Below are 11,201 nucleotides of genomic sequence, written 5' to 3'. Positions count from 1 at the left end.
ATATCTAGGAATGATTAAATTAGCTTGTACTTTTATTTGGCTTCGATGAAAATTTATTTTTGTGCACAGAGCCTATTTTGGACTATCATCCATTATGGTATTACCTTTTATGCTTATAACTTGGCATGGTATATCATTAATTAACTTAAGTTATTTAATTTTTATTGGTGTTGGCACCTATCTTAGTCAATATTGCTTTATGCAAGCATGTCGCTTCGCACACTCAGGAATTCTAGCACCAATAGCATATACTGCTATTATTTTTAGTGCTATATTCGACTGGCTATTCTGGCAAACATTGCCACATTGGTATACATGGATCGGATGCATTCTTGTTATTATTGCTGGTATTATGAACGTATGGCTTAGTCATCGCCATTAAAGAAACACATTAAAAGTGTCTATATAATTTTATAAGCTAACTTTTTCTTTTTACCGCTAAATCACATAATAATATCATAGCTTGTTTATAATCAGATTCTGGTAAAAAAGCTATAGCTTGTTTTGCTAGATCGGCATAATGACAAGCAACTTTATATGAATACTCTACTGCGCCACTATTTTTAACTATAGTTACAATCTCATTGATATCATACTTACCTTCTTCAATAGCTTTTTTCAATACCTTTTGCTTTTCTTGATCAATATTTGCTAACGCATAAATAGTTGGTAAAGTCATTTTACCTTCATCTAAATCATCACCAATATTCTTACCTAAGCTTTCAGCATCTGAAACATAATCTAAGACATCATCTGCTATCTGAAATGCATTCCCCAAATAAACGCCATAGCTTTTAATACTATCTTGATGCTTTTGATACTCATCTTTATCTAAACTAATAACACCAGCTAACTCACATGCTGCTTCAAAAAGCTTAGCTGTCTTACAATATATAACATTAGTATAGTCTTTCTCGGAAAGCTCCGAATTTCTTGCATTTAAAAGCTGCAGAACCTCTCCTTCAGAAATTTTATTTGTTGCATCAGCTAAAATCCGCATAATTTGCATATTATCTAAGCCTACCATCATTTGAAAAGCTCTTGAATATAAGAAATCACCAGTCAGAACGCTTGCGGCATTACCAAAAACATTATTGGCTGTCTCTTTACCTCTACGTAATTCTGAATTATCAACCACATCATCATGTAATAATGTCGCAGTGTGTATAAATTCAATAATAGCAGCACAAGCAAGGTGTTTATCATCTTGATGATTTAATGCTCGTGAAAAAAGCATAACCAAAAGTGGGCGTAATCGTTTACCACCACTATTTATAATATAGTGACTAATCTGATTAATAAGAACAACATTCGAAGAAAGAGAATCTATAATAAATTGATTATTATTTTTTATATCATCTTTAATGAGAACTTGGATATCTTTAAGTTTTTCCATCATAAAAAATATAGATAATTAATTAGGATTAAGAATAAAGTAGCGCAGTTTATTTATCAATATAATATTTATAATTATCCTACTTTTACGCATCACTTTCATTAGGTTTCTTAAAATATGCTAATATTTTTTTATCTTGCGGTGTCAATTTAGCATTCTCTTTATCTGCAGCATTATTAAAGCCTTTAATAAACTCTTGAGAGCTTTTTTTATCAACTTTAATCAACTTCTTAAGATTTAGCTTATATTGAGTAGCGATAATCATGCCAACTTCATATGAATCTTGGTCAGATATATTATTATAGTTAGGCTTCTTATCTAAAAGGGTATCATCAAAACCAGCCATAAAATCCTTTTTTGACAGCTCTGTCTTCATAGATTTAAAACTTTTATGAGAAATTTTTCCCAGTGACTCACCTATCTCATAAGGAGTATAAGAAGGATTAGTATTGGCAAATGCATTACTAAATACCAAGCAAACAGCTAAAAGCAATAATGTCTTAAATATCTTTTTCATCACAATATTATTATAAATTTACTACATATGACTAGCAGTCATTCTAACATAAACTGTTCAAAAGTTTGTAATTTGTTTAGGCCTTACTCAATGTAGGTTTTAAAAACAGGTTTTTATAATATAAATATTGTAATATTTGTATACAAACCAAAATAAGCATACTACAAGAAACAAGAAGTGAAACAATCGGCCAATCTAAAAAGAAAGCACTGTTTATATCACATAATATATTAATAGCTAAAAGTCCTAAATAAAAAATACTGAATCCTTGAGCATCCTTTTGTAAGAAGTTTTTACAAATCTGTGGTAAATAGTAAACATTATAGATCACTCCACTTATTGAGCCGAACCATAGTAGATAAGTTTTATCTAACTTAATAGAGAAAATAATTAAAGTTATTATCCCCAAAAATAGCAAAATCAATATAGTATGAATTACAATTTTCTTTTGCCTTCTATCATTTAAAATCTGGAATTGTTGAATAGTCAAAAAGCATAATAGAATTACATCAACTAATATATATTGCCACTGTAAATTAAAGCCTGTTGCATAAATTAAATCTAATGCATTTGCAAATATCATCAAAGAATGTGTCCAAAGACTAATCTCTGAGGTTTTATGCTTAAACTGATTATGAATAGTCTGAGGCAAGAAATGTACAAAATAAAGTATTAATGATATGTTTAAAGTTATATAACCAAAATTTTCCAATGTTAATTCTCCTATTATTTAACAAATAATAGAAGTTTGAGTGACTTTACTTTTAATTAAAGATATATCAAACAAACTCCCTACGCTAATATTAATTAGATCAGGTTCTAAGGGTTCTTCTCAGCTACCATTTGATAGCACCCCCGCTGTCTTACTGACACAATATATCATAGTTTTTAGTAAAAAAATATATGCACTGGCTTAACTTATTTCTAGCCTATAAATTAAGGCGTCACTACAGCTACCATCTTGTTTTTTATAATAATTCTTACGTATAGATACTTTTTTGCAGCCAAGCTTATTATAAAGCTTTATAGCTGCATTATTATTGGCATCAACTTCTAAAAAAACCTCTGTAATATTTTGGTTTGATAAGTATCTAAAAGACTCTCTGAGAGTTTTAGATCCTAACCCTTGGCCTTGATCGGATTTATTAACGCAAATATATAAAAGCTCAGCTGTTTCAAAAATATAACTAAAAATTGCTATAGCTTTTAATTTATTATTGTCAATTAGACCAATAGCCAAATCTTGTTTCAATGAATCTAGAATCTGCTGATCTGACCAACTAAAACTTTTATCTGAAAATCTTATAAGACTAATAACTTCATTGAAGTAAGAGCTATCTAGATTTAAAGTCTGCATACTCATATAACTTTGATAACATATATTTTTTGTTTTGAGCACTTAGTAAATTAACTTTCTTAGATATAAAATCTTTCTCAAAGAGATTAACTTCATTAGAGTCTAGTTGAATATCAGTAGATTGCACTCTAAAAATACTTACTTTTGAATTAAAAAATAAGTTATCTACAACTTTGTTTAAAAATTGAACATTAAGATCGCTTTGAATAAATATATTAATGATTTTATTGCTAACAATATTATTTTTATAAATTAGCTCCTCAGTAATAGCTGGCTCTTGTTTAAATTCAGCTATAGGCTCATCTAAGTTTACCGTAACATTTTCAAAATCAATTTGTGATTGACTAGATAATTTATACTGAGGTTTTAACTCCCAAATATCCAAATCAAAAATATCACTTAACTGACTTTCAAAACTCATCACTTTTTCTCTAATCTATCAACTAATTTTTTTGGAAAAGAATATTCTTTAAGTTTAACAGATTTTCTAAGTCTATTAACCTCAGAAGGCGTAAGCTCTAGTGTTTTACCTCTAGATACAAACTTAGGCAAGTTAATATCTCCAAACCTAACTCTAGTTAATCTACTAACTGTTACTCCAATAGATTCAAACATTCTCCTTACTTCTCTATTTCGCCCTTCAGAAAGAGTTACATAGTACCAAAGATTTGCTCCTTCTCCACCTGAGAATTTTATATGGTTAAATTTAGCTACGCCATCTTCAAGCTGAATACCCTCTTTAAGCTTTTTCATTGTTTCTTCAGATAATTGTTCACCAAAAACTCTAACTGCATACTCTCTTTCTATTTCATATGAAGGATGCATTAGTCTATTAGCAAGATCTCCATCTGTAGTAAAAAGCAATAAGCCTGTTGTATTTATATCTAAACGTCCAACCATTATCCAACGAGATTTTGCTAGTTTTGGTAAAGAGTCAAAAACTGTTTTCCTATCTTTCTCATCCTTACTTGTACAAACTTCACCTTCTCTTTTGTGATAAATAATTACCCTTGGTCTAGTCATTGGTTGACCATATAAATGTAAAGCTTTTCCATCAAAGCTAATCTTGTCATTATCAGTAGCTTTGTCACCTATTGTTGCAACTTTTCCATTAACCCTTACTCTACCTTGTTGAATAAACTCTTCTATCTTTCTTCTAGAGCCAATTCCATATTTAGCAAGCATTTTTTGCAACCTTTCCGGTGCTTTCTTATCCTCAAATCTATTGAGCTTTCGCATTATTTACATCTCCCATATCAGCCTTTGAGAAAAACTGATTCATATCATTGTCATTATAGCCACTAGAAGATAGAATAAGCTTAATTGTCGCAATTTCACTTCTGTTATTAGCATATTCAGCTAGTTTAAGTCTTAAATCTAAAACTTTCTTATTGTAGAAAAATTCTTTATCATCCTTCATACTATAAATGATTCTATAGCATTTTTTATATTCTTTTCTTTCAAAGTACATCTGCGCTAAGCGTAGCTTTGCTGATCTATAATTTGATCTAAACTTATTTGCTCTTATCATAAGTTTAAGAGCTCGGTCTTTGTTACCTTGTTTATATACACATTCTGAGTATAAAAATAAAGTTTGAGCCATATCATCATTATCTGATAAATATAGTGACTTATCAAAAAGCTTTTCTGCCTGTTTATAATCACTTCTCTCTTTACATAAAAATTGAGCGTAAAAGTTTATAGCTTCAAAATTATTAGAATGATCATCAACAGTATCACTATAGTACTTCTCTGCAATAGAGTTAACACCTATGGTTTGATAATAAAAACCTGCAGCATATCCAACAATTGCTAAATCATAACCATGCTGTTTTTCTAAGTTCTGTGCGCGAATTAGCCTATCTTTAGCCCTATCTAAATATCCCTCACTAGCATAAGTAATTGCTAGCTCAGCATATAGTTTAGTTGCTTCCTTAAAATTAGCTTTTTTCTCTGTATCAGCTGGAACTGTATATTCTGCAGTGTTACCATCAACGATATCATTTGATCTATTTTGGTTTTGATTTGTATTCTGTCGAGCTGCAACGTCATTAGTTTTTGATCCAGAACTTGCACATGCAGATAAAGTACTTGCTAATATAGCTACTGTAATAATCTTTCTAAGATTAATTTGCATTAGTATCTCCAATCTTCTTCAAGTATCTTTCTTTTCTCTTTGTCTTATCCATTACATCACCAGCAAGTTGTCCACAAGCTGCATCGATATCATCTCCACGAGTTTTTCTAACTGTAGTAACAAAACCCTTGTGCTGTAGATATTCTTTAAACTTATGAATTCTATTTCCACTAGGTTTCTTATATGGAGTTCCTGGATAAGGGTTAAAAGGAATTAGATTTATTTTAGCAGGAACTTCGCGAGATCTTAATAGCTGAACAAGCTCTTCTGCATCAGATAAGTTATCATTAACTTCTTGCATTAATGTATACTCAAAAGTTATATGCTTATGAGGACCCCTTTCTGCATATGATTTACATGCATCTAAAAGCTCATCAATATTATATTTTTTATTAATTGGTACAATCTCATTTCTAAGAGCATCATTTGAGGCATGTAATGATACAGCTAGCGATACTCCAGACTGTTCAAGTAAATCATATATTTTTGGTACAACACCTGAAGTACTAAGAGTCACTTTACGTCTAGATAACCCATAAGCTAAATCATCCATCATAATATCCATAGCTGGAACTACATTTTCAAAATTCATTAATGGCTCACCCATGCCCATCATAACGATATTTGTGACACTAAAGTCATGTTCACCATTAGCTTTTGATAATGTTCTAGCTGCAATCCAAAGCTGAGATATAACTTCTGCAGAGGATAGGTTTCTATTAAAACCTTGCTTGCCTGTAGAACAAAAACTACAGTTTAGAGTACACCCCACTTGAGAAGATACACATAAAGTTCCTCTACCTTCCTCAGGTATAAAAACTGTCTCTACAGCACTACCACCAACATCTATTAACCACTTATGTGTACCATCTTTAGATGCTTTACTAAAGACAACCTTAGGAACAGCTATTTCTGATTGGCTCTTTAATTTAGCACGTAAGTTTTTTCCTAAATCTGTCATAGCATCAAAATCTATAACACCTTTTTTATGAATCCACTTAAAAACTTGTCTAGCATGAAACTTTTTCTCGCCAATAGAAACAAAAAAGTCTTCAATTGCTTTTTGGTTAAGACCAAGTAAATTTGTTTTTTCTTGTTGCATAAAATATCTCTTATCAATCTTATTAAAGGCTACTCGTTGTAACCAATATCACCCGGCAAAATATTATCATTTTCATTAGTTAAATTAGCAAAGCTAACAAACTGTCCATCAAACCTAACATGAACAGCTCCTATAGGTCCATTACGCTGCTTACCTATAATTATCTCACCTAGGTTTTTATTATCTTCTTTATCTTTGTTATAGACTTCATCTCTATAAATAAACATAATCAAATCAGCATCCTGCTCAATTGCACCAGACTCTCTTAAATCTGACATCATTGGACGCTTATCTTTACGATCATCTACAGCCCTGTTTAACTGCGATAAAGCTATAACAGGTATATCAAGCTCTTTTGCCAAAGCTTTTAATGATCTTGAAATTTCAGATACTTCAAGAGTCCTATTTGTTTCATATCCAGGGATCTTCATTAGTTGAAGGTAGTCTATCAAAATCATTGACAAACCATCATGCTCATTATACAGCCTACGAGCTCTAGAACGCATCTCCGCTGGAGTTAAGCCAGATGTATCATCTATATACAAAGGCATATCACTAAGATCTTTCATTGCTTTTGTGATTTTAACCCAATGCGCATCATTTAAACGATTACATTCTTTTAAAAGATTCATCTCAACTCGAGCTTGACTGGCTAACATCCTTGTTACAATATCCTCTGACGGCATCTCCAAACTAAAAACTAGCACTGGTTTTTCAGAGATTTTTGCAACATTCTGAGCAATATTAATACCAAGTACAGTTTTACCCATAGATGGTCTAGCTGCTATGATTCCTAAATTAGCTCTTTGTAACCCTGAAGTCATCTTATCCAAATCGATAAAACCTGTAGAAAGTCCTGTCAATCCAGTACCTGCATCAACAATAGCACTCATACGATCTACAAGCTTTGGAATTACAGATTTTATAGACTCAGGACCTTTTGTAAGAGTCTCTCTCTCTTTAGCAATATCTAAAATTCTACTTTCAGCATAATCAATCACCTCATCAGGGTTTTTTGAATCAGCTGAATATATCTTTTGAACTATATCATTTACACTATTTTGTAGACTTCTAAGTTTGGCTTTGTCTTTTACAATATTAGCATATGTTTTGATATTTGATACTGATGGAGTATTTGCTGCTAAATCAACGATATAAGCTTCGCCACCTGCTTCATCAAGAATCCCATCAGTTGCAAGATACTCGCTTAAAATTAGAACATCAAAAGGTGTATTTGCTTGATTTAGAGTATTAATTTGTTTATAAATTATTCTATGTTTTTTATCAAAGAAGTCATCAGTTAAAAGTAAATCTTCAACTAGCTCTATATTTTGATTATTTAAAAGTATATTTCCCAAGATAGCTTTTTCTGCTTCAAGTGAATAAGTAGTCTCAGCAGCTTTAAATTGATGATCCATAGACTTCAAAAACCCTTATATTAAATACAAAAAAACCATGCCTAACACATGGTTTTTATATTTATCAAGATATATGTGTTAGTTAGACTATTATAAAACTAACTTTGCATTGCTACAACATTTACTTTAATGTCTGCATCTACATCTGTATAAACATGGATTGATAGTTCAAATTCACCAGTAGTTCTAATAACACCTTCTGGCATACGAACTTGGCTTTTCTCAATCTCTTTACCAGACTCTTTAGAAACAGCTTCAGCAACTTCTGCAGTACCTACTGATCCAAATAGTTTACCACCATCACCAGCTTGAGCTTCGATAGTATAAACTTTATCTTTTATAGAATCAGCTGTAACAACTGCAGCATCAAATCTAGCTTTTTCAGCTTTTTCTAACTCAGCTTTTTGAGCTTCGAAAACTTCAATGTTTGCTTTTGTAGCTTGAACAGCCTTACCAAAAGGGATAAGGAAGTTTCTAGCATAACCAGGTTTTACATTTACGATATCACCTAATACACCAAGATTTTCAACTTTTTCTTTTAAAATAACTTGCATTGTAATCAACCTCCGGTATTAGTTAAAGTGACGATCACAGTATGGTAATAATGCTAAGAATCTAGCTCTTTTAATAGCTGTAGACAACTGTCTTTGATACTTAGCAGATGTACCTGTTACACGACTAGGAACAATCTTACCTGTTTCAGTAATATAAGCTTTTAACTTATTTACATCTTTATAATCAATTTCTTTTACGCCTTCAACAGTGAAACGGCAAACTTTACGACGACTCATTTTGAAATACCCCTATTAAATTACTTCTTTTTCATTTGATTGCATCATTATAGATGGCTCAATCACAGCTTCTTTTTGAGAGATTATTAAACGACGTAATACAGCATCGTTATACTTTAAAGACTCTTGAAGCTTCTCTAGTGACTCAGTAGCACATTCAACGTTGAATAATACATAGTGTGCCTTGTGAAGTTTTTCTATAGGATATGCCAATTGACGACGTCCCCAATCTTCAAATCTGTGGATTTTTCCACCTTTCTCTTCGATAATGCCACGGTATTTACCAAGCATTGTTTCTAACTGATCTGATTGATCAGGGTGAATCATTAAAACGATTTCATAATGTTTCATTGCTATAAACTCCTTACGGTTTATCATTTTTTTAAGTTTTTTTACTGATAAGCTATACAAGCAAAATAATTATTTGCATAGCAAAGAGCAAGAAAAGATTATACAAGTATTAATTAATAATAGCAATTATAATTTTTATAAATCAAACCCAAAATATTAAAGCTATCTTTTTTTACAAATTGTAACTGATTTAAGATTATAAAACTTAGCATAGTCTTTATAGTAGTTTGTAAGATTTGTAGTTGAATTAAAGTCTTGATATAAAACAACTTTCTTAATGTATGGTCTTATCAACGGGACACAAATACTTTTATCTTGATTTTCTACTATTATTTTCACTCTATTTTGATATTTTTCATGAAGTGCAAACATTGTATACATCATTATTGATATCCACATAACTAAAACAGTCACTAATAAAAACATTTTAATATTTGTGAATTTTTCTATAAACCCCTGTGAAGTTATAAATACTGATATAGGAATAAAAAAGATAAATGTATAAATTAATGTTGTACGAGATGAAATACTAAAAACAAACCAGAATAATGAAGATATTAATAAAAGTATTATAATTGTATGTATTATTTTCTTTTGTACTAAAGTAAAGCTTTTACAAACCTGTGTTGAAACAAAACTAAGTAATGCAAAAGGTAAAACACCTATAAATGTTGATAATGCATATAGATAGTAAAATCTATGTTGAGTTGCAGATCTTTCAAAATTACCAGGAGCAAATACACATATTATCCCTGCAACAACCAAACATACTATCATAATTAATACATTTCTATTTATCTCTAACTTATTATATTTTTGATAACAAACTAAAGATACTAATAATATAAAGCATACGCTTACAAATTCTTCATTATATAAACCTATAACTATCCCTGTAAATACTGCAAAACAAATGCCTAAATTATTTTTTATGAAAATCTTATAAACAGCTAATGATATTAGAGTCATCCCCCAGAAGTATTGTAAGCCTACAGTTTTCCATAAATAATTTCTGATCAATTCATCAGAATAAAAATATAATAATAATAAGATCACAAAAACTAAAAACTCTTTAGATAAAAAGCTTTTTTTATCCTTTGTCGCTATTTTAAATAAAGCAGATATAAACACATTAAAAGCTAAAGCATTTAGTATATTAACAGTTGTTATTAACTGAGGTATATTTTTATTAAAAAAGAAATACACTAAAAACTGCGCTGAGATTCTACCCGTCCAATGATAATAATCGTGTACTATATTATTTATTATTTGATGATTATATAAGGCATTTATATTTGCACGTAGAATATCATCATAAGATATAGGCATCCAACTATTTAAACAAAAGAAAAAACCAAAAATAACAACCTGAATAGCTATTATCTTAAATTTATCAAAAAAAATATTAGTACTTTTTAAACTTGTCGTTTCAAAATGTGACATTCTATATAATCTATTTCTTTTAGAAGATTAACTTCTAATAATTTAAAATTAACATTAAATAAATTATATATTAAAAAAGACTTATAGCAATACGATTTTACACTGTAGTTAATCTGTTGATAAATAAGAGTTTTATCTATATTTAACTGTGGATATTATTAATAGCATTAAAATTAGATACATTCTGCTTTTGTTTAGATTCCGTTCCTCTAATTTGTTTATTATTTTTAAAGTTTTCTTTATGTTTGTTAATTTTATTATCTATTTCTAAATTATTATAAACATTAGATGATTTATGCTTTTGCTTATATTCTTTTGCCTGAATTTGTCCATCTCTTTGAAAGCTTCGATTTCTATAGTTGTGAACATCATGATATATTTCAGGTTGAGATTCTGCCTTATAGCTTGGTAAATCTAATTTATTATTTTTATTTTGTTGCTTTACATAATTTTTAGAATTTTTTATTTGATCTTGATCATAACCATCATTACTCACTGTATTTATAGGCTCTACATCAACTTTATTACCATTATGGCCTTTATATGAGTTTGAAAAAGAAGGAACTCCATTTATATCTGACTCATAGACAGCAGCAATCAAAATATTATAACTTAATATAACCTCAGTTCGGAATTAAAAGCATTGTAAATTAAGGGTTTAGTAGTGTTTTTAGGTTAAAATAAGCGAA

General features: G+C 30.0%; 15 protein-coding genes and 1 riboswitch. Of the genes, 1 reads left to right on the top strand and 14 read right to left on the bottom strand.

Annotation, left to right across the window (positions count from 1 at the left end):
• The first annotated feature begins 61 nt into the window (after positions 1-61).
• Positions 62-382 (top strand): EamA family transporter, encoded by a 321-nt coding sequence (locus AB8E56_RS10165; RefSeq protein ID WP_329480746.1) that lies wholly within the window; start codon positions 62-64, stop codon positions 380-382.
• Positions 383-418: 36 nt separating this feature from the next.
• On the opposite strand, the gene AB8E56_RS10160 is transcribed toward AB8E56_RS10165, so the two are convergent.
• The 14 genes from AB8E56_RS10160 to AB8E56_RS10095 all read right to left on the bottom strand — a co-directional run bounded on the left by AB8E56_RS10160 (position 419) and on the right by AB8E56_RS10095 (position 11,113).
• Positions 419-1,396, bottom strand: coding sequence for a polyprenyl synthetase family protein (locus AB8E56_RS10160; RefSeq protein WP_329480748.1), 978 nt, complete (start codon positions 1,394-1,396; stop codon positions 419-421).
• An 85-nt stretch (positions 1,397-1,481) separates the two neighbouring features.
• Positions 1,482-1,913, bottom strand: coding sequence for a hypothetical protein (locus AB8E56_RS10155; protein ID WP_329480744.1), 432 nt, complete (start codon positions 1,911-1,913; stop codon positions 1,482-1,484).
• 76 nt (positions 1,914-1,989) lie between these two features.
• Entirely contained in the window at positions 1,990-2,625 is a 636-nt protein-coding gene (locus AB8E56_RS10150; protein ID WP_329480742.1) for a PQ-loop repeat-containing protein, read from the bottom strand.
• A gap of 59 nt (positions 2,626-2,684) precedes the next feature.
• A riboswitch (TPP riboswitch) is annotated at positions 2,685-2,780 on the bottom strand.
• Positions 2,781-2,826: 46 nt separating this feature from the next.
• On the bottom strand, positions 2,827-3,270 hold the full coding sequence (locus AB8E56_RS10145) for a GNAT family N-acetyltransferase (RefSeq protein WP_329480740.1): 444 nt from the start codon (positions 3,268-3,270) through the stop codon (positions 2,827-2,829).
• Positions 3,248-3,691 (bottom strand): chloroquine resistance protein, encoded by a 444-nt coding sequence (locus AB8E56_RS10140; protein WP_329480738.1) that lies wholly within the window; start codon positions 3,689-3,691, stop codon positions 3,248-3,250. Before AB8E56_RS10140 ends, AB8E56_RS10145 begins: the two co-directional genes overlap by 23 nt.
• Positions 3,691-4,509: a 23S rRNA pseudouridine(2605) synthase RluB gene (gene rluB / locus AB8E56_RS10135; RefSeq protein ID WP_329480736.1), complete on the bottom strand. Its 819-nt coding sequence runs from the start codon at positions 4,507-4,509 to the stop codon at positions 3,691-3,693. The genes AB8E56_RS10140 and rluB overlap by 1 nt, the downstream gene beginning before the upstream one ends.
• Positions 4,493-5,407 carry a CDC27 family protein gene (locus AB8E56_RS10130; RefSeq protein WP_329480734.1) on the bottom strand — a complete coding sequence of 305 codons (915 nt, stop codon included), beginning with the start codon at positions 5,405-5,407 and terminating at the stop codon, positions 4,493-4,495. The genes rluB and AB8E56_RS10130 overlap by 17 nt, the downstream gene beginning before the upstream one ends.
• The gene (rlmN, locus tag AB8E56_RS10125; protein ID WP_329480732.1) at positions 5,397-6,509 is read right to left on the bottom strand and encodes a 23S rRNA (adenine(2503)-C(2))-methyltransferase RlmN; all 1,113 of its coding nucleotides are present in this window, start codon (positions 6,507-6,509) and stop codon (positions 5,397-5,399) included. Before rlmN ends, AB8E56_RS10130 begins: the two co-directional genes overlap by 11 nt.
• Positions 6,510-6,538: 29 nt before the next feature.
• Entirely contained in the window at positions 6,539-7,927 is a 1,389-nt protein-coding gene (gene dnaB / locus AB8E56_RS10120; RefSeq protein WP_329480730.1) for a replicative DNA helicase, read from the bottom strand.
• Positions 7,928-8,025: 98 nt separating this feature from the next.
• Entirely contained in the window at positions 8,026-8,481 is a 456-nt protein-coding gene (gene rplI, locus AB8E56_RS10115) for a 50S ribosomal protein L9 (protein ID WP_150468261.1), read from the bottom strand.
• A gap of 18 nt (positions 8,482-8,499) precedes the next feature.
• The gene (rpsR, locus tag AB8E56_RS10110) at positions 8,500-8,718 is read right to left on the bottom strand and encodes a 30S ribosomal protein S18 (protein WP_070083940.1); all 219 of its coding nucleotides are present in this window, start codon (positions 8,716-8,718) and stop codon (positions 8,500-8,502) included.
• Between the two features lie 15 nt (positions 8,719-8,733).
• Positions 8,734-9,069 carry a 30S ribosomal protein S6 gene (rpsF, locus tag AB8E56_RS10105; protein ID WP_329480691.1) on the bottom strand — a complete coding sequence of 112 codons (336 nt, stop codon included), beginning with the start codon at positions 9,067-9,069 and terminating at the stop codon, positions 8,734-8,736.
• A 162-nt stretch (positions 9,070-9,231) separates the two neighbouring features.
• Positions 9,232-10,512 (bottom strand): DUF6056 family protein, encoded by a 1,281-nt coding sequence (locus tag AB8E56_RS10100; protein WP_329480689.1) that lies wholly within the window; start codon positions 10,510-10,512, stop codon positions 9,232-9,234.
• Between the two features lie 142 nt (positions 10,513-10,654).
• Positions 10,655-11,113 (bottom strand): hypothetical protein, encoded by a 459-nt coding sequence (locus AB8E56_RS10095; RefSeq protein ID WP_329480687.1) that lies wholly within the window; start codon positions 11,111-11,113, stop codon positions 10,655-10,657.
• Positions 11,114-11,201 lie beyond the last annotated feature (88 nt).

It is taken from the genome of Francisella sp. 19X1-34 (assembly GCF_041102755.1).
GTDB lineage: Bacteria > Pseudomonadota > Gammaproteobacteria > Francisellales > Francisellaceae > Francisella.
Note: the sequence above shows the minus strand (reverse complement) of the source record. Positions and strands in the feature narration are given on the sequence as shown.

Bases quoted from the DNA above. Each gene is read 5' to 3' on its own strand.
- AB8E56_RS10160 (WP_329480748.1), bottom strand. From the start codon at position 1,396: ATGGAAAAACTTAAAGATATCCAAGTTCTCATTAAAGATGATATAAAA.
- AB8E56_RS10155 (WP_329480744.1), bottom strand. From the start codon at position 1,913: ATGAAAAAGATATTTAAGACATTATTGCTTTTAGCTGTTTGCTTGGTA.
- AB8E56_RS10145 (WP_329480740.1), bottom strand. From the start codon at position 3,270: ATGCAGACTTTAAATCTAGATAGCTCTTACTTCAATGAAGTTATTAGT.
- AB8E56_RS10140 (WP_329480738.1), bottom strand. From the start codon at position 3,691: ATGAGTTTTGAAAGTCAGTTAAGTGATATTTTTGATTTGGATATTTGG.
- rluB (WP_329480736.1), bottom strand. From the start codon at position 4,509: ATGCGAAAGCTCAATAGATTTGAGGATAAGAAAGCACCGGAAAGGTTG.
- AB8E56_RS10130 (WP_329480734.1), bottom strand. From the start codon at position 5,407: ATGCAAATTAATCTTAGAAAGATTATTACAGTAGCTATATTAGCAAGT.
- rlmN (WP_329480732.1), bottom strand. From the start codon at position 6,509: ATGCAACAAGAAAAAACAAATTTACTTGGTCTTAACCAAAAAGCAATT.
- dnaB (WP_329480730.1), bottom strand. From the start codon at position 7,927: ATGGATCATCAATTTAAAGCTGCTGAGACTACTTATTCACTTGAAGCA.
- rplI (WP_150468261.1), bottom strand. From the start codon at position 8,481: ATGCAAGTTATTTTAAAAGAAAAAGTTGAAAATCTTGGTGTATTAGGT.
- rpsR (WP_070083940.1), bottom strand. From the start codon at position 8,718: ATGAGTCGTCGTAAAGTTTGCCGTTTCACTGTTGAAGGCGTAAAAGAA.
- rpsF (WP_329480691.1), bottom strand. From the start codon at position 9,069: ATGAAACATTATGAAATCGTTTTAATGATTCACCCTGATCAATCAGAT.
- AB8E56_RS10100 (WP_329480689.1), bottom strand. From the start codon at position 10,512: ATGTCACATTTTGAAACGACAAGTTTAAAAAGTACTAATATTTTTTTT.